15 protein-coding genes and 1 CRISPR repeat array are annotated in these 24,546 nt (G+C 45.5%); of the genes, 6 read left to right on the top strand and 9 right to left on the bottom strand.

Going from position 1 to position 24,546, the window contains the following annotated elements; all coding sequences use genetic code 11:
* Window positions 1-304: 304 nt before the first annotated feature.
* Window positions 305-943 carry a glutathione S-transferase family protein gene (locus Q4486_RS03810; protein ID WP_303518372.1) on the bottom strand — a complete coding sequence of 213 codons (639 nt, stop codon included), beginning with the start codon at window positions 941-943 and terminating at the stop codon, window positions 305-307.
* Between the two features lie 118 nt (window positions 944-1,061).
* On the opposite strand from Q4486_RS03810, the gene Q4486_RS03805 reads away from it, so the two are divergent.
* The gene (locus tag Q4486_RS03805; RefSeq protein ID WP_303518370.1) at window positions 1,062-1,610 is read left to right on the top strand and encodes a TetR/AcrR family transcriptional regulator; all 549 of its coding nucleotides are present in this window, start codon (window positions 1,062-1,064) and stop codon (window positions 1,608-1,610) included.
* Window positions 1,611-1,704: 94 nt separating this feature from the next.
* Here the strand turns inward: Q4486_RS03805 and Q4486_RS03800 are convergent, their stop codons facing one another.
* Window positions 1,705-3,372 carry a glutamine--tRNA ligase/YqeY domain fusion protein gene (locus Q4486_RS03800; RefSeq protein ID WP_303415246.1) on the bottom strand — a complete coding sequence of 556 codons (1,668 nt, stop codon included), beginning with the start codon at window positions 3,370-3,372 and terminating at the stop codon, window positions 1,705-1,707.
* Window positions 3,373-3,653: 281 nt separating this feature from the next.
* Here Q4486_RS03800 and Q4486_RS03795 point away from each other — a divergent pair, with 281 nt between their 5' ends.
* A complete protein-coding gene (locus Q4486_RS03795; RefSeq protein ID WP_303415717.1) occupies window positions 3,654-4,184 on the top strand; it encodes a peptidylprolyl isomerase in 531 nt (176 codons plus the stop codon).
* A gap of 2 nt (window positions 4,185-4,186) precedes the next feature.
* Window positions 4,187-4,915 carry a UDP-2,3-diacylglucosamine diphosphatase gene (locus Q4486_RS03790; RefSeq protein WP_303518368.1) on the top strand — a complete coding sequence of 243 codons (729 nt, stop codon included), beginning with the start codon at window positions 4,187-4,189 and terminating at the stop codon, window positions 4,913-4,915.
* A gap of 71 nt (window positions 4,916-4,986) precedes the next feature.
* Here the strand turns inward: Q4486_RS03790 and Q4486_RS03785 are convergent, their stop codons facing one another.
* Window positions 4,987-5,598: a tRNA-(ms[2]io[6]A)-hydroxylase gene (locus tag Q4486_RS03785; protein WP_303415249.1), complete on the bottom strand. Its 612-nt coding sequence runs from the start codon at window positions 5,596-5,598 to the stop codon at window positions 4,987-4,989.
* 397 nt (window positions 5,599-5,995) lie between these two features.
* Here Q4486_RS03785 and fusA point away from each other — a divergent pair, with 397 nt between their 5' ends.
* The 3 genes from fusA to Q4486_RS03770 all read left to right on the top strand — a co-directional run bounded on the left by fusA (window position 5,996) and on the right by Q4486_RS03770 (window position 11,325).
* Window positions 5,996-8,080, top strand: coding sequence for an elongation factor G (gene fusA / locus Q4486_RS03780; protein WP_303518367.1), 2,085 nt, complete (start codon window positions 5,996-5,998; stop codon window positions 8,078-8,080).
* Window positions 8,081-8,177: 97 nt separating this feature from the next.
* Window positions 8,178-8,831 carry a DUF4253 domain-containing protein gene (locus Q4486_RS03775; RefSeq protein WP_303518364.1) on the top strand — a complete coding sequence of 218 codons (654 nt, stop codon included), beginning with the start codon at window positions 8,178-8,180 and terminating at the stop codon, window positions 8,829-8,831.
* A gap of 349 nt (window positions 8,832-9,180) precedes the next feature.
* Complete coding sequence (locus Q4486_RS03770; protein ID WP_303415254.1) at window positions 9,181-11,325, top strand: methyl-accepting chemotaxis protein; 2,145 nt, start codon at window positions 9,181-9,183, stop codon at window positions 11,323-11,325.
* 980 nt (window positions 11,326-12,305) lie between these two features.
* Window positions 12,306-15,996: direct repeats of the CRISPR family, unit length 28 nt; unit sequence TTTCTAAGCTGCCTGTGCGGCAGTGAAC.
* A 128-nt stretch (window positions 15,997-16,124) separates the two neighbouring features.
* Here the strand turns inward: Q4486_RS03770 and cas6f are convergent.
* The 6 genes from cas6f to cas1f are packed head-to-tail and all read right to left on the bottom strand — an operon-like array spanning window position 16,125 to window position 24,412.
* A complete protein-coding gene (gene cas6f / locus Q4486_RS03760; protein WP_303518361.1) occupies window positions 16,125-16,757 on the bottom strand; it encodes a type I-F CRISPR-associated endoribonuclease Cas6/Csy4 in 633 nt (210 codons plus the stop codon).
* Between the two features lie 9 nt (window positions 16,758-16,766).
* Complete coding sequence (csy3, locus tag Q4486_RS03755) at window positions 16,767-17,792, bottom strand: type I-F CRISPR-associated protein Csy3 (RefSeq protein ID WP_303518360.1); 1,026 nt, start codon at window positions 17,790-17,792, stop codon at window positions 16,767-16,769.
* A 29-nt stretch (window positions 17,793-17,821) separates the two neighbouring features.
* Entirely contained in the window at window positions 17,822-18,769 is a 948-nt protein-coding gene (gene csy2 / locus Q4486_RS03750) for a type I-F CRISPR-associated protein Csy2 (protein ID WP_303518358.1), read from the bottom strand.
* The gene (csy1, locus tag Q4486_RS03745) at window positions 18,766-20,028 is read right to left on the bottom strand and encodes a type I-F CRISPR-associated protein Csy1 (protein WP_303518356.1); all 1,263 of its coding nucleotides are present in this window, start codon (window positions 20,026-20,028) and stop codon (window positions 18,766-18,768) included. Before csy1 ends, csy2 begins: the two co-directional genes overlap by 4 nt.
* Window positions 20,029-20,054: 26 nt before the next feature.
* The gene (gene cas3f, locus Q4486_RS03740) at window positions 20,055-23,453 is read right to left on the bottom strand and encodes a type I-F CRISPR-associated helicase Cas3f (protein WP_303518355.1); all 3,399 of its coding nucleotides are present in this window, start codon (window positions 23,451-23,453) and stop codon (window positions 20,055-20,057) included.
* A complete protein-coding gene (gene cas1f / locus Q4486_RS03735) occupies window positions 23,450-24,412 on the bottom strand; it encodes a type I-F CRISPR-associated endonuclease Cas1f (protein WP_303518353.1) in 963 nt (320 codons plus the stop codon). The genes cas3f and cas1f overlap by 4 nt, the downstream gene beginning before the upstream one ends.
* Window positions 24,413-24,546 lie beyond the last annotated feature (134 nt).

Below are 24,546 nucleotides of genomic sequence, written 5' to 3'. Positions count from 1 at the left end.
AACCCTTCGGCCAGAGGCTGGCCTCCTACGTGCACGCCCAGTGTAGGAGCCCACCCTGTGAGCGAAAGAATTACGTGCAGAAATCCGAAAAAAGCACCTGAATAAATTACGCACTTAACCCGATATCACATAACCCTTCGGCCAGAGGCTGGCCTCCTACGTGCACGCCCAGTGTAGGAGCCCACCCTGTGAGCGAAAGAATTACGTGTAAAAATCCACAAAAAGCACCCGAATAAATCACACCTCAAAACCCAATCAAAACACCATTCTTCGGCCAGTGGCTGACCTCCTACAAGGGAATACTCTAGCTAAGAATATCTTTAGCGAATGCTTCTTTACGTATTCTATTAATATAGGCTAATAGATTTGCATGCTCAGCTACGCGGGGCTTACCTACATCCGCTTTTTCGATGTAGTCGATAATTGGAATCAAAATCAAATCGGCTGCCGTTAGATCATCACCACAAAGATAAGGCTGATCGGCTAACTGTTCAGCAACAATCGCCAAAGCGCTTTCAACCTTAGGCAGTGCCGCTTCTACTTTGTCCATACGGACTGAGCCATCTTCACCTTTAGGAAAAATAAACTCCAAAAGCACTTTCCGAACAATATCAAAATCCACATAAATGCCACTAATGCCACTCCACTGCTCAACCTGTGCTTGGGCAAAAGCATCTGTTGGATAAAGGGGCGTACCACCGTATGCATTCTCTAAGTAATGCAAAATTGCGACAGTCTCAGCAATTGGGCCTTGCTCCGTTAATAGAACAGGAAATTTAGTGTAAGGATGAATCGCTTTATGACCCGCGGTATGAAAGCCAACCTCTTCACCATTAACCTCTGTCGTAACTTCATAAGCGAGTCCTTTAAGTTCACAGGCCATCATGACACTACGTACAAAGGTGCTAAAAGAGGGGCCGTAAATTTTAATAGGTGCGGTCATAACTGTACTCCAGTTTTATGAATAATGAGGTACCACTGTAGTAACTACCACCATATGTTCAAGAACATATTTTAAACCTATGCCATACTCATTTAACGCAAGCGAGGAGCGATAGCTAATGGGTTGGACAATAGAACAGAAAAACACAAGCCGCGAAAAGATCATTAACAGCGCTGCACAGCTTTTTACCAAAAATGGTTTTGATAACGTGGCGATTAATGATGTGATGAAACATGCGGGCCTCACACGAGGCGCATTTTACAATCACTTTACGTCTAAAAGTGAGCTCTATGCCGAAGCTATTGTAAGTGCCGCCCACCTTGCTAAAGCGCATACGATAGAGCGATCTGGCTTTAAATTCGCTGATATTATTGAGACCTACTTAAGCGATAAACATCGACAAGGCGAGTTCTCTTGTCCTCTTGCGTTTTTAACCACCGACATACATCAACGGGATGACAATGTCAGGGCAACATATACCCGTGTATTAAAAGGTTTTATTAACAATATGCACACACTTAATGAAACCGAAAAGACACTAACTGAAAACGAAGCCATGAGAAAAGCGGTCATGATGATCGGCGGCTTAGCCATTGCACGGGCAGTGAACGAAGATGATTTTGCCGAACGCTTGCTCAATGCCTGCCGTGAGGGCGTTAATGCTTAACTGTTCAATCGGAGCTAGCCTGATAGGTGCATAAAAAAACGGCCTCTTAAAGAGACCGTTTTTTTATCGTGCACCCAACCTTAGAGCAAGTGTTTTACTTACCCCAAGAATCTCGTAAGGTCACAGTGCGGTTAAAAACTAATTTGTCGGCGGTCGAATCAGCATCAACACAAAAATAACCAGTCCGTTCAAATTGGTAGCGACTTTCAACTGCCGCATCCGCTAAACCACTCTCGCAGCGCCCGCCGGTTACTACCACGAGTGACTCTGGATTGATAAATTCATTAAAGTCACGCTCTTTATCAGCTTCTGGATTTTCCACTGTAAACAAACGATCATATTCGCGTACTTCACATGGGACAGAGTTATCAGCTGACACCCAATGGATAACCCCTTTAGGTTTATAACCTTCAGGATTAGCGCCCTTAGTCGCAGGATCGTATGAGCATTTCAGCTCGACTACATTACCCTCTGCGTCTTTAATCACTTCATCACAAGTGATTACGTATGCACCACGTAAACGAACGGCTACACCTTGAGTTAAACGTTTCCACTTACGTGGTGGCACTTCGGCAAAGTCATCCTGCTCTATTAGCAAATTACGTGTAAATGGAACTTTGCGCATACCCATAGTTTCATCTTTAGGATGTTTAGGTAGCTCAAACCACTCCTCCAACGCCTCATCATAATTAGTGATCGTCACTTTTAATGGACGCACAACACACATAGCCCGAGGTGCATTTTTATCCAGATCCTCGCGCACTGCGGCTTCGAGCATACCCATATCAACCACGCCATTAGAGCGCGTAACACCGACCATATCGCAGAAGTTACGCAATGATGCGGGGGTATAACCACGACGACGCAAGCCTGAAATAGTCGGCATACGTGGATCATTCCAACCAGTCACCTTATTATCATCCACCAGCTGTTTAAGCTTACGCTTACTGGTAATAGTATAGTTAAGCTCTAAACGGGAAAACTCATACTGTTTAGGGACAACAGGAACCGGCAAGTTTTCAAGAAACCATTCGTAAAGTGGACGGTGGTCTTCAAACTCTAAGGTACAGATAGAGTGTGTCACACCTTCGATTGCATCAGATTGGCCATGGGCAAAATCATAAATAGGATAGATACACCATTTATCCCCTGTCTGATGATGACTGGTATGGATAATGCGGTAGATCATCGGATCACGCAGGTTCATATTAGGTGATTGCATATCTATTTTTGCACGTAAAGAGCAAGCACCCTCAGCAAACTCACCGTTTTTCATTTTTTCAAACAGCGCTAGATTCTCTTCAACGCTGCGGTTGCGATAAGGGCTATCTTTACCCGGTGTAGTGAAGTTACCACGATACTCACGCGCTTCATCCGGCCCCAAATCACATACATAAGCTTTACCCTCTTTAATAAGGTGCACAGCCCAAGCATAAAGTTGATCGAAGTAATTAGAGGTATAACAGATATCACCCTGCCACTGGAATCCAAGCCAAGTCACATCTTCAATAATAGAGTCGATATATTCTTGGCTCTCTTTCTCTGGGTTTGTGTCATCAAAACGTAGATTACATCCACCCTTATACTTTTCTGCTGTTCCAAAATTCAAACAGATAGATTTAGCATGACCAATGTGCAAGTAACCATTGGGCTCTGGAGGAAAACGGGTAACCACTTTACCGTCGTTTTTACCTTGCTCCAGATCCTGCTCTATCACTTGATGGATGAAGTTCGTTGGTTTGCTGCTTTCTGTTGTGCTCATAGGTAGCGTCTTAATCCTGGAATAGCATGAATTCTGTATCGCCCTGATATATGGATAAACCTAAAGGCGAGTAAAAAGTTGCCCCATTATAAACGGATGCTCTATACAAATGGCAGAGAACAAACAAACAAATTGATCTATTTTTAGATTATTTGGTTTCTTCCCTTATATAGAAGCAACTATTGCCTTTAGAGTTACTCCTAAAGAACAAACAAGGATGCGTTTCTTTTCGACTTGAGTATAATGTCCCGGTTAAAGGCGAAGAAGTGGACACTATAACGATGATAATTCTCCATACCAATTTTGGTGACATATCCTTAGAGCTTGATTACGAAAAAGCCCCAAAAACAGCAGAAAACTTTGAACAATATGTAACCGATGGTTTTTACGATGGTGTGATTTTTCACCGCGTAATTAACGGTTTTATGCTTCAGGGCGGTGGATTTGAACCGGGCATGGTTCAAAAAGTAACCCGCGAAACAATTGAAAATGAAGCCGACAACGGACTTTCTAATTCAACAGGCACTGTAGCAATGGCGCGGACAATGGATCCTCACAGCGCATCTGCACAGTTCTTTATTAACGTATCAGACAATACGTTTCTTGATCACTCAGCTAAAACAACAGAAGGTTGGGGTTATACAGTCTTCGGTAAAGTTGTAGATGGGATGGATGTTGTTAACAAATTAAAAACTGTAGCGACAACTATGCGCGCAGGCCATCAAGATGTCCCTGTTGAAGACATCATCATTGAATCTGCCGAGCTGGTTGACGAAACAACTGAAACCGAAGCAGCAAGTACCGAAGAGTAAGCATGTCGGTTTATTTTATCTCAGATTTACATCTGAAACCTGAACGCCCGGATCTCTCTCGGGCGTTTTCATCTTTCCTATCACACACAGCCAAAGGTGCTGAAGCCCTATACCTGTTAGGTGATATCTTTGATGCTTGGATCGGTGACGATGCTCCTGTGCCCGGTATTGAGCCTTTAGTTTCTCAACTAAAACAACTTAGCGACTCCGGCTGCAAAATTTACTTTCAGCATGGCAATCGTGACTTTTTAGTCGGCAAAGCATTTACCGATAGTATCGGCGCAGAGCTCTTACCTGAACAGATAGTTCATTCACTACCTATTGGCAACGCGCTTATCCTGCATGGCGATCAACTCTGTACTGATGATCAAGAGTATATGCAGTTTCGGGCAATGGTACGCAATCCCGCATGGCAAAATGAGATCCTCAGCAAACCGATCGCGGAGCGCATCGCACTGGCTAAGCAACTGCGGGCAACAAGCAAAGAGCGCACGGCCGAAAAAGATGATTACATCACTGATGTCAATGCGGATGAAGTCAATAAACGGCTTAACGATGCGCATGTTCAACTTATGATTCACGGCCATACCCATCGACCAGCTATACATAAGCTAACAATAGAAGGTAATGAAGCGACGAGAATTGTCTTAGGCGATTGGGAATCTTTAGGCTGGTACCTAAAAATGGATCACGACGGCTACCAACTAATCAGTTTTGAAATAGCTAAATAACCACAGGCAGTCAGCGAGCCCTCTGCCTACAATAAACACTTGCCTCGCAAGCGTTTATACAGCGATAAATATCAAGAGATGAAAGTAGGTTTACCACTATGGAAGCGGAACTCATCATCATCACGTTCAATTAAACCTTGTTCAACCTCCCGAAACACCTGAATACGTTCCTCAATAGGCTCACCTGCATACTCTTCAGCTAAACCTAAATAATCTTGATAGTGACGCCCTTCCGATTTAAGCAATGAGCGATAAAACTTAGCCAGCTCATCATCTAAATGAGGCGCAAGCTTGGCAAAACGTTCACAAGAACGCGCTTCAATAAAAGCCCCTACGATAAGTAAATCAATCAAATGGCCGGGCTCATATGTACGCACCTTTTTAAGCATACCACCCGCATAGCGCGCCGACGAAAGATGCGTGTAAACCACTCCTCGCGCCTGCATAATCGCCAGAACCTGCTCAAAGTGGATCAACTCCTCTCGCGCCAAACGGGACATTTTATTAAGCAGATCAACACGGTCAACATAACGAAACATCAAACGCATTGCAGTAGAAGCCGCTTTTTTCTCACAGTGCGCATGGTCGATCAATAAAATATCCTGATTGGCCAGTGCCGCCTGAATCCATAAATCAGGAGTTTCACAAGCTAAAAATTCTTTGATCTCATCAAGAGCATCCATCTATATTGACTCACTACTATACAAACTAAAATGAGGGCGCATTATAGCGACCCATGAATACTCATGCACCACTCAACCAGCAGAGAAAAAGCTCAAATCATAAATAAATTGACCAAACGCAGTATTCTTCACACATAGCCTTCGTAAATAGCTAAAGAACAGCACTATAAAAATCAGCCTATTTTGCAGACTAAAAACAACCCTATCATCCCCCTGTCTTTCCCCTACCTATTCAATAGAAAAAGCCATCATTTATAGCGCCAACTTCACAATAAACTTTTAAGATAAAAAAAAACTAATCAAAAGCCCCATTTACTTGTAATTTTTCTTCGAAAAGTAATAAAAAAGACTGTATACTGTCGCGCAATTTTAGGACCTCACATAGTCGAGTAAAGAGATGACAGACCTATCCAAGTACAGAAACATTGGTATTTTCGCGCACGTTGATGCGGGTAAAACCACTACAACAGAACGTATCCTAAAGCTTACGGGTAAAATCCATAAGACTGGTGAGGTTCACGATGGTGAATCTACTACTGACTTCATGGAACAGGAAGCTGAGCGCGGTATTACTATTCAGTCAGCGGCGATCACCACTTTCTGGAAAGATCACCGTATGAACGTAATCGATACTCCGGGACACGTTGACTTCACAGTTGAAGTTTACCGTTCCCTTAAAGTACTTGATGGCGGCATCGGCGTATTCTGTGGTTCTGGCGGTGTTGAACCTCAGTCAGAAACTAACTGGCGTTATGCTGATGAATCCGGCGTTTCCCGTATCATCTTTGTTAACAAACTAGACCGTTTAGGTGCTGACTTCTTTAAAGTTGTTGACCAGATCGAGAACGTACTTGCGGCTAAGCCTCTTGTTATGACTCTACCAATCGGTCGTGAAGATGACTTTGTTGGTGTTGTAGACGTTCTTAGCAAAAAAGCTTACGTTTGGGATGACACAGGTCTTCCTGAAAACTTCAAAATTGAAGACGTACCTGCCGATATGGTAGATGACGTTGACATGTACCACGATCAACTTATTGAAACAGCGGTTGAGCAAGATGACGACCTAATGATGGCTTACATGGAAGGCGAAGTGCCTTCTACTGAAGAGATCAAACGTTGCATCCGTAAAGGTACACTTGAACTAGCGTTCTTCCCTACTTACTGTGGTTCTGCATTCAAGAACAAAGGTATTCAGCTAATTCTTGATGCGGTTATCGACTACTTACCAGCACCAACAGAAGTTGTTCCACAGGATCTAACTGATGAACTAGGTGAGCCAACAGGTGAAGTAGCAACTGTATCTGTAGACGAGCCATTCCGTGCCCTTGCATTTAAAATCATGGATGACCGTTTCGGTGCCCTTACCTTTATCCGTATCTACTCCGGTAAGTTGAAGAAAGGCGACACTATCCTTAACTCGTTCACTGGCAAAACTGAACGTGTAGGTCGTATGTGTGAAATGGAAGCCGACGAGCGTAAAGAACTTGATTCCGCTCAAGCGGGTGACATCATCGCTATCGTAGGTATGAAAAACGTACAGACAGGTCACACACTTTGTGATCCTAAACATGAATGTACGCTTGAAGCTATGGTATTCCCTGAGCCAGTAATCTCTATCGCTGTTGAGCCTAAAGATAAAGGCGGTGCTGAGAAAATGGGTCTAGCCATTGGTAAAATGGTAGCAGAAGATCCAACTTTCCTAGTACACACTGATGAAGACAGCGGCCAGACTATCCTACGTGGTATGGGCGAGCTTCACCTAGATATCAAAGTAGATATCCTTAAACGTACTTACGGCGTTGACCTAATTGTTGGTGAGCCACAAGTAGCTTACCGCGAAACAATCACTAAAGAGATTGAAGATTCTTATACCCATAAGAAACAGTCTGGTGGTTCTGGTCAGTTTGGTAAAATCGATTACCGTATCAAACCAGGTGAGCCAAACTCTGGCTTCACGTTCACCTCTACAGTTGTTGGTGGTAACGTACCTAAAGAATTCTTCCCTGCAGTTGAGAAAGGCTTCAGCAGCATGATGGAACAAGGTGTTCTAGCTGGCTTCCCAGTACTAGACGTTGAAGTAGAGCTTTTCGACGGTGGTTTCCACGCGGTTGACTCCTCTGCTGTAGCCTTCGAAATCGCTGCAAAAGGCGCATTCCGTCAGTCTATCCCTAAAGCAGGCGCGCAGCTTCTTGAACCTATCATGAAAGTTGACGTGTTCACGCCAGAAGATCACGTAGGTGATGTTATCGGTGACCTTAACCGTCGTCGCGGCATGATCTCTGGTCAGGAAACTGCAGGTTCAGGCGTTCGTATTAAAGCGGATGTACCTCTATCTGAAATGTTCGGTTATATCGGACACCTACGTACAATGACATCCGGCCGTGGTCAGTTCTCTATGGAGTTCTCACACTACAGCGCTTGTCCATCAAGCGTAGCTGAAGCTGTTATTGCTGAAGTTAAAGAAAAGAACGCAGCTAAGTAATCTAATTACTTAATGCTAACAAAAAGCCCGATGAGAAATCATCGGGCTTTTTTGTATATTCCATTCACTAACATCGATAAAAACTTAGAGTCACCCTATGAAATTTATTAACCTTGACGCCACAACCGCTTATAACAAAGCAATTAAATCCTGCGGCAAAGACACCAAGGTTATCGTCTGCGGTACCCAAGAAGATCTAACCTACATCGAAGACACCATAGAATCCCGCCAGAACAGCCCAAAAGAGATCATCAAAGCCTCAACATTGATCAACCCCAACATCTGGCTAACAGAACAGCTGAATGCACTAAAAGGCGAAATTGACCTCCCCGCAATTACCGGCACCTGGCAAGGTGAATCAAAAGAGAAACAAAGCTTCAGCCTAGCCCAAGACATTATGACGGGCGAGCCGATCAACGATTTAATCGGCGCAAAAATAAAGACAGATCGTAACTGGAAAATACCTGCTTACTTCAATTTTGGTGGCTGGAACCAATGCCCTACCCCAGACATCCACTGCGCTATATGGAAACACTGGCAGCAAGCGTACGGCGCACAGATCGTTGCCGTCAGCAATGACCTGATCGAAGCCCATATTAGCAACCCACCCACAACCGAAGAAGACGCGATGGCACTCGCTTGGCAGCAATACGCTTACTGCAACGACATCGTAGACCAAGGCGTAGAAAGCGTCGCTAAACTCGCATCTATGCTAATCAACCACGACAGCTGGTATTTTTGGTGGGATTAATCCACCTTGTAGATACTCACCTTATGCCCCAAACCAGTGCAAGAGCAAAAGCCTCGCTAACCTTCCGAAAAACGCCCCTACCCCAAGGCTCATCACAATGGAAGATCTCTTCAGCCAGAAACTGACCTCCTACATTCACCCCGCAATACCGCACCAATCTGGTGCAATAAAATCTAACCGTTATTACAACACGCACCAAAAAAAATGCTCCACATGCCACGAAGCTGGCGAAGATTGCTCCCTCAGGGAGTTTCTCTTTTGAATTCATTATCGCACAACTTAATGGCATATTATTTGCATTAGCATAATTAATTATATCTTTTTACACTGTTTGAGGGTAGTCGCAGTCATGACTCAACTTAAAAGTAGTTCAATGGACCTCAGCCCGCAGGAGCGAAAGTGGCTTAACTGGTTTGGCAGCACAGGCAAGTTTGCGATGTATAAATCCTGCTTTCTAAACCGCCATACCTATTCATCAGTCGAGCAAACCTTTGAAGGTATTGCTGCCACTCGAGTAAAAATTCTTAATCAGTGGGTGGAAAACCAATGGGATCAGCTCGCCTTTCTCGCTGAACACCTTGGCCCCAACTTTGATAATATTGATCAGTCGTGGCTCAACCAACGTCTAGAAGCGAACCGCGATTTTTCTGAACTGTTTTTGATCGACCTTCAAGGCACAGTCATCAGTTCGACTCATCGCGCTCATATAGGCGCATCCGACCTTGCTAGTGCTGCATGGACTCAAGGCGTAAAACAACAGTTTTTACATGGTCCCTACACTGACTCTCTCACGCTAGATATTGGAGCCTCTAGCTCCAACTTCCACGATGAAGTCACTCTGATGTTCTACCAACCCATTGAGCACAATGGCGAACCTATCGGGGCTATTTGTGGTCGTGTACCGAACGATGTCCTCGGTGACCTAATCCAACGGGAAGCAGGCCATATTTATCCTGAATCCGGTGATAACTATATTTTTATGGTCGATTCTCATTTCAACCGGAATATTCAGCCAGGTACAGCGCTATCACGCTCCCGATTTGAAGATAACACTTTTTCCCACGGCGAGAATTTAAAAAGTGGTATCCACACCCAATGGGGTACGGTCAGAGTCCAACGCCATACCGAGCTAGAGTTACGGTTTACCGATCCCGCCACTGGCCAACTCCATCCAGGTGTACGCGAAACTATTCGTAACGGTGAAAATCTATTTATCACCTACCCCGGTTATTCTGACTATCGCCACATTCCGGTGATCGGCAAGGGAGTAACCTTTCAACTAAAAGGCTCGCCCGACCGCTGGGGTATGATGTGCGAAGGTGATTTAGAAGAGGTCTATCGTCGCCGCTCAATCAACCTAAGCTTAATGAAAGGCTTTGGCCTCACTGCCGCAGTCATTCTAGGTGTTAACAGCGCCCTGCATACCTTCACCGAGCTACCGCAATATACAATTGATGGGCTATCGCTGCTGTTATTACTGATTACAACACTGATGTTCCCTAAACTCAGTACCAACAGGCTAGCATCTCGGCTCGATGATATGACAGAGGTTATTCGCACCATTGCCGAGGGTGAAGGTAACTTGCGACAACGGGTAGAACCCCACAAACTGGTCGCCGATGAAACAGGCGATATGGCACGCTGGATCAATAGTTTTATTGATAACCTCGATGGTATTGTTGGCCAAGTAATTACCTCTAGCAGCCACGTTAAACAGACCAACCAAGCAATGCTCGATACCAATAAAGAGGCTTATCAGGTATCGGCTGAGGTTAGTGATGCGATTCAGGAGATATTGGTGCTGCTCGAAGAGCAACTGACTGAAATTAGTCAGGCCTCGAACACCGCTGAATCTCTTAAAGAAGCAATGGATACGGTAGTGTCGGAGGCCCGTCAACAGTTTGAATCCGTGCGCTCTGGTACTGAAGATATTCGCAACATCGTTGAAACATCGGCGAAACAGGTTAACTCACTGAATAGCCGTACCGTTGAAGTCGGTAAGATTATTGGCGTTATCAGCGACATCACCAACCAAACCAATCTATTGGCGCTTAATGCTGCCATTGAAGCAGCCCGAGCCGGTGAGCATGGCCGAGGCTTTTCCGTTGTCGCGGAAGAAGTTCGCGGCTTAGCGCATCGCACCGCCGCTTCGGCGAATGAGATTCAACGGATGATCGAAGGGATTCAGCAAGAAACTCAAAGCGCCGTAGATTTTATGGAATCCGGGGTGCAAGAAGTTGATCGCAACTTGAGAAAAACTGAACAAGCTTCGAATGAAAACGCCTCCTTGCACAACCTCGTAGAGCATATGTTTTTAGCTATCAAACAGCTAAATGATAACAGCCAACGTCACGGTGATGCCGCCCGACGGGTAGGCGTCTCCGCAGAACAGATGAATGGCTCGATTAGCACGCTACAAGAACGCTCCACCTCAGTGAAAAACACCGCCAACAAGCTCAATCAGTTGGTCAGCGTGTTCCAAGTTAGCGCATAACGAGCGCTCAAGCCCATTCGGCCAGACACCCGTTCCGGGCATAAAGGTTGACCTCCTACACGCACGTCCGGTGTAGGAGCTCACCCTGTGAGCGAATGAATTACGCACCCAACCCTAAAAAAACATAATCCCTTGTAGGAGCCCACCCCGTGGGCGAATAAATTACGCACTTAACCCGATCAACACACAACCCTCTTCGACCAAAGGTTGGCCTCCTACAGACAATCTCTCCCTGTAGGCGCTTACCCTTATGCCCGGAACGGGTGCCTAGACGAATTAGAGTGCGAGCGAAGCACTACCTTTCTAAGCTGCCTGTGAGCAGTGAAACTCTTTAATCAGATAGAGCTTGAATTCAACAGAGATCTAGCTGGCAAACTCAAAGACAATATCTTTTTGCGCGAAGGTGCCACCATAACGGCCTCGCCTGGAAACCAGCCCTTTAGCATTGGTCGATTCGATCCACTGCTTGAGTGCTAGGGTGAAGCTATTAAGTCCAGCCTCTTTTTTAAACCCGTCGAATTCGACGGGTTTAAAGCCAGGATTATTCAGCTACTCCCAAATCCCAAAAAATTCAATGATGCTCCGTTACAAAGCCCGTTTCTAAGCTACCTATCATAGTCGATACTTATAATTTCTTGAGTTCCCGCCATTGCTTTTTTATCCTATAATTATGTTCTGCCTAGCAGCCTATAGCACTCCGAGGTGCGACCAAAGAGCTGCTGGCCGGTGGCACGGCGGAGCGAGCCACCATCTACTTACTGCTCGGGGTCATCCTTTGTGCGATACTCCCTCCTTCACGTTATCACTCCAGATAAGCATTCCACTCAGTCCCGGTTTTTATCCATTGTTTCGGGGTTAAGGTAAAGCTGTTAAGACCCGCCTCTCTTTTAAAGTCCTCGAATTCGAGGACTTTAAAACTCGGATTATTAAGCTATTCCCAAATCCCCAAAAGCTCAATCCTGCTCCAGTTACGAAGCCGGTTTCTAAGCTGCCTGTGCGGCAGTGAACTTACATAGTTTTAATAGCTAGGCTTCTTATCATTTCTAAGCTGCCTGTGCGGCAGTGAACGCGGATCTGGTCAGAAGAAAGAGCGTAAACGTTTTCTAAGCTGCCTGTGCGGCAGTGAACGAACTCATCCTTAGTTTCTGCCGTTATAGATATTTCTAAGCTGCCTGTGCGGCAGTGAACGAACTAATCGCAGAGCTTAATGATTCAGTAGATTTCTAAGCTGCCTGTGCGGCAGTGAACTAAGAGAAACTTTTACGAAGCGCGCGGTGCTTTTTCTAAGCTGCCTGTGCGGCAGTGAACAAGACAGTGAGACGCGCTTACGCGGCGTATAATTTCTAAGCTGCCTGTGCGGCAGTGAACAGACTTCTTCCACTGATGGTACTTCTCCGCAATTTCTAAGCTGCCTGTGCGGCAGTGAACCTCTTCATTTGCACGAGTTCGAATACCGAAGCTTTCTAAGCTGCCTGTGCGGCAGTGAACTTTTATCTACGCCCTCGCTTATGCTCATGAATTTTCTAAGCTGCCTGTGCGGCAGTGAACTCAACACCGGTAACAGGGGGCATTTAATGTCATTTCTAAGCTGCCTGTGCGGCAGTGAACTTAAGATCACAACGGGGGATCTAACTGCTGATTTTCTAAGCTGCCTGTGCGGCAGTGAACATGTCTATCCTGACGATTTTGTTATTGTTAATTTTCTAAGCTGCCTGTGCGGCAGTGAACGGTAAGAGCTGTGTCTCTCAGGGAATGGGTACTTTCTAAGCTGCCTGTGCGGCAGTGAACTCTGGGTTGTTCTTTAGTGGCTTCGTCTATCATTTCTAAGCTGCCTGTGCGGCAGTGAACGGCATGGCATTGCTCGGGGGTGAATCCACGGATTTCTAAGCTGCCTGTGCGGCAGTGAACTAGTAAATGGTAAACTGCATTTCTTGGTATCTTTTCTAAGCTGCCTGTGCGGCAGTGAACACCAATCCAAAACGCTGGGCTTTTCCGGTTTCTTTCTAAGCTGCCTGTGCGGCAGTGAACATTAATTTCAAGCCGTGCATATTGACTAGTTATTTCTAAGCTGCCTGTGCGGCAGTGAACTACCCGCTCCGCGCAGAGTGCCCATTCGATTGTTTCTAAGCTGCCTGTGCGGCAGTGAACGCACAACCACCAGCGTGCGCACAGTAAGAACATTTCTAAGCTGCCTGTGCGGCAGTGAACATTGTGATAGCTGCCACTGTTCCCCGCGTGACTTTCTAAGCTGCCTGTGCGGCAGTGAACTCACTCTTCGTTTTCATCTAAATCTTCATCTATTTCTAAGCTGCCTGTGCGGCAGTGAACCACGAAATTGCGTTAATTCTCAATACTCAATGTTTCTAAGCTGCCTGTGCGGCAGTGAACAATAAAAACGCCCTTGCAGCTGAGAACTGAAGTTTCTAAGCTGCCTGTGCGGCAGTGAACTGGTTTCTCGTTCGTTGGTAGGTTCTTGATATTTTCTAAGCTGCCTGTGCGGCAGTGAACAGAGCCAGAGGCCGCGAAGTGATCGAGACACAGTTTCTAAGCTGCCTGTGCGGCAGTGAACTATAAGTTTGTAAAATCGCTAGAAAGTAAAGATTTCTAAGCTGCCTGTGCGGCAGTGAACCTAAAATCAATAAAGAGTGTTTTATATATTCATTTCTAAGCTGCCTGTGCGGCAGTGAACGTAACGGGGTTTTTTATTACCTGAAATAAGTTATTTCTAAGCTGCCTGTGCGGCAGTGAACATTAAAACTCCTTGGTAATTGATCCGGTACCTTTTCTAAGCTGCCTGTGCGGCAGTGAACGAATTCTTGAATCTCCCCATCCGGCTCCATGATTTCTAAGCTGCCTGTGCGGCAGTGAACGTACGGTTAGTAGTTTTGTGGGCGGACTGTTTTTTCTAAGCTGCCTGTGCGGCAGTGAACTAGTGAATCCATTTTTAGGAATTTTGCTATACTTTCTAAGCTGCCTGTGCGGCAGTGAACTGTTTAATATCGGCGGTTATCCTGTACATGTATTTCTAAGCTGCCTGTGCGGCAGTGAACCGTAATCTGTTACTGCTACGGTATATTCTTTATTTCTAAGCTGCCTGTGCGGCAGTGAACGTATGGATGTAGGGCCACCAAAGATACGCAGGCTTTCTAAGCTGCCTGTGCGGCAGTGAACACCACCGTAATGATTGAGCGCTTTTTCTATCATTTCTAAGCTGCCTGTGCGGCAGTGAACCTTGCAGAAGATCACTATCAATGGGTTGATCATTTCTAAGCTGCCTGTGCGGCAGTGAACTACTGTTGATAACGCGCCCCAATTAGCCAGAATTTCTAAGCTGCCTGTGCGGCAGTGAACGTCAGTTGCTTACGGCTGGTATCGGCTTGCTTTTTCTAAGCTGCCTGTGCGGCAGTGAACTTCTAGACAATGGGCTATCCGTTGTATGCATGTTTCTAAGCTGCCTGTGCGGCAGTGAACGTAATGTGTTAGGTACGGTTAGTAGTTTTGTATTTCTAAGCTGCCTGTGCGGCAGTGAACAACCACCAAGTTGCCGCTGGCAGTTAGATATATTTCTAAGCTGCCTGTGCGGCAGTGAACTTGGCGATGACGAATGGCTAAATGCTACTGACTTTCTAAGCTGCCTGTGCGGCAGTGAACATCAAACAGTTCGTATCCTTATGGGCCTGTACTTTCTAAGCTGCCTGTGCGGCAGTGAACTAGTGCTACCGTATTGTAATCAGACGGGGTAGTTTCTAAGCTGCCTGTGCGGCAGTGAACAACATTAACGATTTTGTTGTTGTTATTGTTACTTTCTAAGCTGCCTGTGCGGCAGTGAACGCTCCGTACAGTTATTGACAGAACTCCAAGGCTTTCTAAGCTGCCTGTGCGGCAGTGAACGAATGTATGTAAAAATAAGCGGAACTAAGGTATTTCTAAGCTGCCTGTGCGGCAGTGAACCAGCCAGGGAACCATTATCAAAACCACCGGACTTTCTAAGCTGCCTGTGCGGCAGTGAACTATGAGTCGTCGTCCAGGTATTGGCACCGATTTTTCTAAGCTGCCTGTGCGGCAGTGAACCTATTGGCATAGGTGGCCAACTACTTACTGCCTTTCTAAGCTGCCTGTGCGGCAGTGAACCTCCATCCCCGCTTTGACCTTGCGCCAGCTCTTTTCTAAGCTGCCTGTGCGGCAGTGAACAAATGGATACATTTGGTACAGCGGATCTACTCTTTCTAAGCTGCCTGTGCGGCAGTGAACTCAGTAAACCTACTTGAATGTGTTAATGGGTCTTTCTAAGCTGCCTGTGCGGCAGTGAACATCCATCGTCACCTGAAGTGACGGCTTAACTCTTTCTAAGCTGCCTGTGCGGCAGTGAACGAAGCGCTAAAAGCTGCGAATAATGACGCTCTTTTCTAAGCTGCCTGTGCGGCAGTGAACAAAAATAAAATATCTATAAATGAAGTAGAGAATTTCTAAGCTGCCTGTGCGGCAGTGAACAAATTAGGAGCCGAAGAAGGCTTATAAGAAGATTTCTAAGCTGCCTGTGCGGCAGTGAACATGAAAATGGTGTTTTGGCTGCGCTCGATCATTTTCTAAGCTGCCTGTGCGGCAGTGAACATTAAAATCCTGCACTAGCTCATCAACTGTTTTTTCTAAGCTGCCTGTGCGGCAGTGAACTATGAAAATGTACAATAAAAAACAGTTACAACAAAGACTTAAATAAAAATATCAATAAATACCTTTATTTTCAGTCTTGCTGTAACTATCTGTTTCTATTACTTATTTTTAAAGAGCAATTTTTTTGGTTAAAAATCAGGAACAGTAGAAGCTTGATCTCCACTTAAGGCGCTCAGGCCATAGCAGTTAAAAAGCCCTTCTTGCGCGTCACTGACCTTTATTCGTTCAATGAACAGTGGGAATCTGGCGGCGCCCTTGGAATTCCCCGCTTTGGTTTCTTGGCTTTCCATCCAAATAAAAGGCGCTTTTGATTCTGCCTTTGGTTTGGTTTTTTCAAGCTGTTTTAGACAGTCCGCAATGCTTTGTCCTGATTGTTTTGCCCAAAGCTCCGCTTTAGCCTGCATATCTTTTTCGATACGAGCCAGCCCTTTTACTTTCTTGCGGACGAAGGTAACAAGAGGTGCGCCCTCCGGCACTGGCTGTATTGATTTAAGATGCGTGTAATCCTCGAATCGACTCAGAAATCCAGCGAGATTTAATGTTTCCAATTGCTCTTTTTCTTTAGCCAGCACCCTCAGCTTATTACCCAAAGGAAAGCCTTTACCGCCATAAGCCGGGAAGCTGACCGCTATAGCACTATGCTGTGCATCCACCTTCTGCTCCACTAAGGCGATATGCACTTGCTGATAGATTTTCTGCCAGAGAAAACCTAGTGCAATATCCGCATCCGGTAACAATGTGATGTCTTGGTAGTAGTTCATAACGGACTCCTACTTATCGCTCTCGCCGAAGACTCCGCCGCGCACTAAAATTGCCATAACATAGTGCTCATCCTCTACCCGTGACAGCGCTTCGCCACGTGCCCATTTATCAAAATGGGTATAAAAATCCTGCTTCTTTTTTGGTGTGCGAAACGCAGCCCCCAAGTTAGTAACCGCGCCATAAGGCTCAATCGCAATCGGCCCTGCTGTAGCTTGTTCATCTTCAAAAGCAGGGTACCAAGTGTCGATAGAGCGCAACGCATTACCAATTTTCTGCGAATGCATCGCCGCATAACCCTTCACCTGATATAAAACCTTGCTCTTTTTGCTTTTACCTTTGTCCAGCACCAGCTCTTCTGATGGATAAACTTCCTGAGCCTTACCCATTTGAGCGTAGGTTGTAATTTCCAGCATCAGACAACCATCTGCAGTTGACAAAGCATGAGCAATTTTTTCACTCAACTTACTAATCTGCGCATCTTCATAGTCAAAATGTCGAGTACTGTACTGAGTAGCGTCAAAGGTCCAACTAGCTTCCTGTCCTTTATTTAGGACGTTAACCTGTACCTCAATCTGCTCAACACCAACACGATTGCGCCACAAAAAACGGGCATTGGCGATATTGACCGCATAACGACGCGCCAACTCTTTAAAGCCCTCTTTTTCGATATAATTTTTTGCGGCCTGTTGATAACTGGTCTTAAAGGCTGCATTGTTACAAGCAGATGGGGTTTCAACACCACCCAAAATTTTCAAGGTGAAGTAGTGTTTTAGGGTGTCTTGTTCCGTGCCTAACGCACAGGCGTCTACCGTTTGCAGATTCGGTTTCTCAACTTCTGCATCCAGTTTGGCTGGATCATTTTTTATCGCTGCCTTCAAACGGTTAGAGATGGTACCTCGTACCGATTTTTCCTGTAGTGCCAGCGGGGTCGATTCTGCTTTGTTAACCCAAGTGGTGCCATAAAAATAGCCATCCGATGGTACTAGTTTTTTCTCAAACGCCAATACCGATGCTGTATCTTTTGTTTTAGCCATGTTGTTCTCCGATTATTCCTTAATCCGACTTAATGAAAGCCATCGTTATCGATTTCTTTAGTTTGGATTTGCGCCTGCTGGCACAAATAGAGATTTTTTTCTGGGTTACTATAGTAGTGCCATATAACATCATCCAGCTGTTTAATCCGGTGTGTCATCCTGAACTCACCTAAGGTAACAACGCTTTCCGCAAAACGATGCGGGGTTTCTGGATCACGCTGATTTTTCGCATATCCCGGTTCACTAATACCATGAAAACCAGTGGCTATAGGCACAATCCAGCCAAGCTTGTTGCCCTCAGCATCGGACTTGCGCTGACTTTTCCAGTTCACGCTACCATCATCATCCTGCGTACAGGTGTGATGCACAGTCAAATATTCCAACAGCGCATCCAGCGCATCACTGCCCTGCTCCATCGCTTTTTGCATCAATTCACGCCGTTCAATCAAAGCAAAACCCGGCATCAAAGAGCGCATCAGCTTAGCCTGAGATTGCTCATCACTTCCCTCTATCACAGAAAGAATAGGCGTTTTTAAGCTCTGTAGATCACCCCCCGCTACTTTCATTCTCATCAGCTGCTGGCTGACGTTATTTAAGAAATCTGGCAGCAGAACCGCATCTTCTGTTGCTTCATCAGCCTTATACTCAATCAGCAGGGACACATCCAGATGGCAGCGGGCTTCTTCGATAAAAGCGGAACGATTGCCATCTTTGTCTAAAGGATTACCGGTACCTATGATGGAGTGAACGAAATCCCCCGGCCCTTGATAGGTTTGCAGGTCACACTGGTGGCTGATGACACCGGTACCGGTAAATATCAACTCAGGATAACCATTGGTGTTTAAACGACGCTGCAGAGCATGGACAAATCCCAGCCAAGCGGTCATCGCGGGAAAACCTATAGTGAAGGGGCTAGAGAGGGCGTTGGCGTTATGCACCTTCAAATGCGGCAACACTAATAAGCGGCGGATATTCATAACAGCGCCTCCTTACTCTGTTCAATAATCAGAGTGACACGTTGATAAAGATCGTCTCCCAGCTCCATGGCCGACCGACCCAATACTTTTTTATAGCTAGCATTAAAGTGACGGGCAGCCTCTCGAATTAGCTCATTCGCCCAAGCCTGATTAGCTAAACGATCCTGCTCATACTCTGGTAACAGCCAAAGTTTCTGATATGTAGGCAGAGCTTCTGGTCGACTATGAGTTTGCTCGGTAAAGCCCTTGCGTACCTGCCACATTTTTAAAATCATATGATCCAGATACTCCTCAATTCGGTAGTCCAAGCCTTTGCGAATATTAATGTTATTGTGATCAGCGCTGATCAGCCGGTGAAAAGCCTGGAAGGTTTCTTGCAGTTGTTTGGGATAAAGAACATCACCAAAAAAATTACGGGTCGGTAAACGGGTATTTCGGGGAGAAAGCTCCGGTGGCATAGATAACAACAGATGTGCCTTACCTGCATTTTGATTATTCAGCACGCTAATATTTTGCGGTTTAGTGCCACCATAACCGATGGTGGTTAGGTTATAGATCTCCTGATAACCGGTTTCAGTGTATTTATTATTTTTTCTCAACTCCCGCTTTTCTTTAGTGAAATCCGAAAAGCGTAAATGATCTAAACGTTTACGCATTTCAAACAAATGACCGGAATGACTTAGCACGGAAAGCAGGTGATAGCCTTCTGTCTCTTCCTCAACAGGAAAATAGACCTGTTTTATTTTGGAACTGGTGACTGCTTCATCATTAGCAACAACCATCGCCAGAAAGCCTTGCTTCAACGATTCTACATCCCCTGCTATTGCTAACAACTCTATTGCCAGTTCACTACCTTGCTGTAGGTGATGCAGTAAAGTATCGCCATCCGCCATAACCAAAGTCAGAAATTTATAAACATCCAGCGCTGCGGCATTCCCCAAGGCATCATGCTCTGCCTGCACATTGCCAGTACGCAAAAAACCATCTGGCTTGAAATCGGCTTCAGCAATAACAGAGCTAGCGTAACCATTTTTATTTTTACGCGCACTCGGATGACTAAACGTCACGGGGTGTGTTGATAAAGATATCTGCCCTGCTCGCTTAGCAGCATTTGGCAACCAATTTATCAACGCGAAAACTTCTTCACACTCTAAGGTTTTATCCCTAACCTCTTCCTCGGTCATGCTGGCTTTTATATTCTTCTTTAACCAGCCCTCTTTACGCTCAGTAAAGAAGGTTTCTATTGCAGGATCTATCATAATGTTCTCCCAACCTTTTTTATCCTTTAATCAGCTTTGACCAACCCCAGTTGATCGTTATAACGATAGCGGTTGCCATCCTGATAAAAACTCAAATTCAATTCACCCAGCCGTTGCGATGTACGCTCGGGGTCTTCATCTCTTATACAGCACTGCTCGACCACCAGAGCCTCATAGTCCCGATCCAACCAAAGCCGTTGCTGCAGATGATCTGGTAGCGGCTGACTCTGAATACCTAACTCGCCCTCAACAGGTACCCAGCGCCTGTTTCGGCGGTCATAAATTTTAAAGATAGGCCCTAATTTTTCATCCAATACCCGATACAGACTTAAACTAGGAGCGCTGTGGCGAAAACGGTTAAACTGCTGTGGCAATGCGGTCATCCACCAATAATCATCGGTGTAGCCCCATAGTGTTTTCGGGCTTCTGGATACACCACTTTTAGCTTCTCCAGTCAGGTAGTGGCAGCCCAATGTTCGACTGATGGAAAAGTGCTCTAGAGCCGCAAGCTTCTTAGAAGGTGGAGCTGAATCTTTTTCAATGCGTGGTATTGCATCAACACTTTTTATTATCGCTTTCACATCCAGTACATCCGTCAGACTTTTTGAGGGTTCTAACTGCCATGTGCCTTGTTCATAACCTGGGCGACTAAAAACATCCTTTTTATTGCCTCCATACCCCTTCAAGTTGTACTGCAACAGCGCCATATTCGGCCAGTCATTATCCGCTGCATCCCGGTGGCGGCGTACCCTCCCTGCCAGCTGAATAATGGAGCGATAAGAGGATGGTTCGACTACCGCCCAGTCGAAATCATGGTCACGGCCCACTTCTTCAACAGGCGTCGCTACCAGAATAAAAATCAGATTTTTGGTGCCGCAAGTATCCAGATGCTGCCGTATCCCCGGCTGATAAAAAGCGCCTTCTTTCAGGTCATTAACCGAATGCTTGCGTTTTAATACCTTATCTAAATGTTGCTCTTGGGCATGGCGCAGTAGCAACACCTGCTGACTGTGATAGGCCATGACCCGTACTTCAGTATCATCTGGCCAGTCTGCAGCTAAAAGGAACTCCGTCAATTCAACACAGGGTTTAATATTGGCACAGCGTACTACGCCAAAAGAGACTTGGATGCCAGTTTTATCATCCTGAGTAAAGTGTTGTTGGTGTTTGCTCAGAATGCCTTGCTGCACGGTACTGAAAAACAGATATTCAATGGAGTCTGTTTCACCTTTTTCCGGCAGAGGCAAAATCTCAGCGCGCCGTTTAACCGGCTCCTGCTTCAATTTGATGATACGTTTAGCAACAAAGTTTTCATGGGCCGTCTGATAATACTGAACTGCGTTTTCATCCTGATGGATCGTTACCAGACTGGTTTTAAACTCGTCGGTCCAACCCACAGCAACTTGATCGTTCTGATTACGGCTAGCGGCAAATAGCGACCAGCCTTTTTGATAGGCGGTAAAATAAGCCAGCGCCAAATCCGGCGGAATAGTGGCCGAGGATATCATCACTTTGCGCCCCAACATGCCAGCCAAGTGGATCAAACGACCAATAGCCACTAGGTCTTCACCGACAAAGTCATCAATTTCATCAATCACTAGGTCCGATGACATCAATCGCAGACAAGGTAAAATATAACGACCGCCTCGTATGGTTTCTGTCGCCCCCATAATATGGTCGATGGTGCAGGCCAATACTGGTGCATAAAGCAGTGCTCGGTCTTTTTTATTCTCTAATACGGTCGTCAGGCCTTCTTCCGGTAACAGGTTCTGCCAGCATTCGTCATTTTCGTTCCAGTCAATCTGCTCACCTGTATCTAAAAGAGACTCTGCAGACTCTGACCCCAACCCTTCTTCATCAGAGTCGAGCTCTTCCTTCTCGTGGGGAATCTTATCTCCCTGATGCAGTTCCAGAATCGCTTTTGATCCAATCAATACCGCCAACTCATCCTCTTTTAGACCGATTCGGTCTCGATACTCGTCACCAGTCTGCAAAGTTAGAGTTCTAAGACCTAACGCCAGAATAAAGCGTAGGCTTTGTTGGTCTTCTGAGAGTGCCTGTATTATTTTAGCGTTGGCCAGCGTTTTACCACGTCCAGTGCTGGCCATATTAACAATAAAATAACCGCTGACTTTGTCCTCAGTCTCTTTGCGATAGTTTGTGAAAGTATTCACGGCTTTATCCTGCCAGCCAAACTGTTTTTTTAGTTCCTGAGACAGGTATTTGTTAGGAGTAAGCTCAGCTATATCCTGAGCAAGTGGCAATTCAGTCTCAAAATCCGGCAACAAGCGACAAGCATCGACACCCGCCTCTGCTACCTTGACGAGGTGCTCATCCAATTTCTGCTTTAGCTGACGCTCATTATCCTGGCCCAAGCCCGTATTAGCATAAAGATCAACAGGGGAGTTCCACGCTTTATCGTTATCTTTTGAAGAGTAGTAGTGATCGCCTAGCATAAGGCATAAGCGGGCATGGTGAGCAATCGTTCGCCAGCTACCATCGTTAACCGCCATGGAAAATAGAGGCAACTGCTCACTGAGTTGACGGGCTCGATGGCTGAGTTCTGTACACCACTTAGACGACTCACTCAGCAAGCCCTGCGGAAAGACAAAACAATCGGGCAGACGCTGTTGAAACTCATCGTCATCAAAGTGGTTCTCATAGCCCCAGTGACAACTGATTCGAGCGAGCAATTGCTGGGGAGTCTGGTTAGTTCGGTCAGCACAGCTAGCCTTATCCCGATCTTGAGCTTTCGGCAATCTATGATGGGACAACACAAGCCAAAGCACTAGACTTGCAGCATCTGGAAGATTTTCAAAAGGTTGAGATAGATCCTTTTGTATAGACAAGGCTTTTTGTAACTGACTTTCGTCTAGTTTTTCCTCAACCAAAGGAGCCAGCCAACTTTGATCCTGTGCAGGGTTCTCACCAGAACGGATCAACGACATCAGCAATAAGCTGGAAATCCACTCATGACGCAACGGATCACCTTTGAATTTATTTTTTGATAACGGGTTCAGCTTATCCTGAAACAGCTTCGTAGCCTTGCCCCAGTCGTGCAATAGAGCTGCCAACCCAGTAAAGGTTTTAATTAAAGGTAAATAACGCCAGTTATCTGCTATATCGCTACTGAGCAGATCCTGCTCCGTCCTATTAACCGGCACATAACCTTCAGCATTAAACTGTTTTTTATTCCCCACCACCCATAACAACTCACTGCGAGAACGAGATCGCATCCAGTGGCAGCTCACCGCTGTGCTTTTACTCGCGGTTTTGCGAAGTAGTTTTTTTACCGCTAATAAGCCTTCTTGGGTGATAACTGTTTGCCATGTGTTATCGCCAATACGATTAGCAAAAGCATCTAGCACTCTGCGGGTTCGCTTCAGTGCATTTTTTTCGCATTGGGAAACGAAGGTGACCATCATTGCACGATTTCCTCTTCTGGCTCACCGCGCAAAGCGAGTTGTTTCACTTGTTCAAACATAAATTCTAAGGACTTATGGTCAGTAAAAGCTTGTAGACATTGTTGGCGGAACTCCTGCTCCGTTGCGCCTTCTTTCGCACAGATGAAAGCCCAAGGTAAGATGATGGCATCTTTTATTAAATCAGCGATATCAAAAACTAGAGCTCCCCGCCGTGTTTTGCCATGCATTACGGCAAAGCCGTGAGGAATACCCAATACCCATAAAGTGGTGGCTGCCAAGCCATAAGCTAGATAATTACCATGATTAAGAAAAGCATTAGCTTTATCGGTGCCTTCTCGCTCACGTTTAAAATCCCCAAAAGAAACCGATTGTACTATGAACTTATAGAGGGATTTTGTTAGCTGAGCTTCTGCTAACAATAGATCGGCCGGTTTTTCTGCTGTTGTCAGTCTATCTGTATAACGTATTAATGATGTTTTGAGTTCCCCTGCGTCAAGGGAGATTCCTTCATTTTTTAGATCACGATCTTTGCCCCAAACTCGCTCAAGGTAGGTAACTCTTGCTTGTTGAATATGTTTACCCGCCTGAAAACGCTTTTCATCATCAAACCAGAAGCTAAGCCAACCTTGTAGATATTGAGTTGGACGGTATTCACTTTGTGGTGTTAACCATTCAACCTCTGTTGCCATTAATAACGGCGTCCCTCCGCCACCACAAAATCCGACTAAGACACCCGCTTGCGCTAACATCCGCATAGCTGCTTGAGTAATAGATGTACCTGTTCCTAAAAGCAATACGGTCGTGTTTGCTATAGGTATGTTGTAATAGAGATTTTGTTTATTCGCTTCAGTGAGATATAGAACACGCCCATCTTTTTGCATCACTCGGCAATGTTCCAAGTAATAAAGGTTCGCTCGGTGAGAATGCAAAATAGCTTTTAGATCGGTCAACTGATCCATATTCGTGTGTCCTAGTTTATTAATAAGCCATCCTTGGCTTTTCCTTTTCCTTGGTATCCTTAACCTTATTCCAATATCCTGCTGTCATCCTGACTGGGCTTATTCAAACGCGTTTAAATAAACTCAGCAATGCT

Source organism: Neptuniibacter sp. 2_MG-2023, from assembly GCF_030547495.1.
GTDB lineage: Bacteria > Pseudomonadota > Gammaproteobacteria > Pseudomonadales > Balneatricaceae > Neptuniibacter.
Note: the sequence above shows the minus strand (reverse complement) of the source record. Positions and strands in the feature narration are given on the sequence as shown.

Coding starts and splice junctions, on each gene's coding strand:
- Q4486_RS03795 (WP_303415717.1), top strand. CDS start 3,654: ATGATAATTCTCCATACCAATTTTGGTGACATATCCTTAGAGCTTGAT.
- fusA (WP_303518367.1), top strand. CDS start 5,996: ATGACAGACCTATCCAAGTACAGAAACATTGGTATTTTCGCGCACGTT.
- cas1f (WP_303518353.1), bottom strand. CDS start 24,412: ATGGATCAGTTGACCGATCTAAAAGCTATTTTGCATTCTCACCGAGCG.
- Q4486_RS03785 (WP_303415249.1), bottom strand. CDS start 5,598: ATGGATGCTCTTGATGAGATCAAAGAATTTTTAGCTTGTGAAACTCCT.
- Q4486_RS03800 (WP_303415246.1), bottom strand. CDS start 3,372: ATGAGCACAACAGAAAGCAGCAAACCAACGAACTTCATCCATCAAGTG.
- csy2 (WP_303518358.1), bottom strand. CDS start 18,769: ATGAATATCCGCCGCTTATTAGTGTTGCCGCATTTGAAGGTGCATAAC.
- cas6f (WP_303518361.1), bottom strand. CDS start 16,757: ATGAACTACTACCAAGACATCACATTGTTACCGGATGCGGATATTGCA.
- Q4486_RS03805 (WP_303518370.1), top strand. CDS start 1,062: ATGGGTTGGACAATAGAACAGAAAAACACAAGCCGCGAAAAGATCATT.
- csy3 (WP_303518360.1), bottom strand. CDS start 17,792: ATGGCTAAAACAAAAGATACAGCATCGGTATTGGCGTTTGAGAAAAAA.
- Q4486_RS03790 (WP_303518368.1), top strand. CDS start 4,187: ATGTCGGTTTATTTTATCTCAGATTTACATCTGAAACCTGAACGCCCG.
- Q4486_RS03770 (WP_303415254.1), top strand. CDS start 9,181: ATGACTCAACTTAAAAGTAGTTCAATGGACCTCAGCCCGCAGGAGCGA.
- csy1 (WP_303518356.1), bottom strand. CDS start 20,028: ATGATAGATCCTGCAATAGAAACCTTCTTTACTGAGCGTAAAGAGGGC.
- Q4486_RS03775 (WP_303518364.1), top strand. CDS start 8,178: ATGAAATTTATTAACCTTGACGCCACAACCGCTTATAACAAAGCAATT.
- cas3f (WP_303518355.1), bottom strand. CDS start 23,453: ATGATGGTCACCTTCGTTTCCCAATGCGAAAAAAATGCACTGAAGCGA.
- Q4486_RS03810 (WP_303518372.1), bottom strand. CDS start 943: ATGACCGCACCTATTAAAATTTACGGCCCCTCTTTTAGCACCTTTGTA.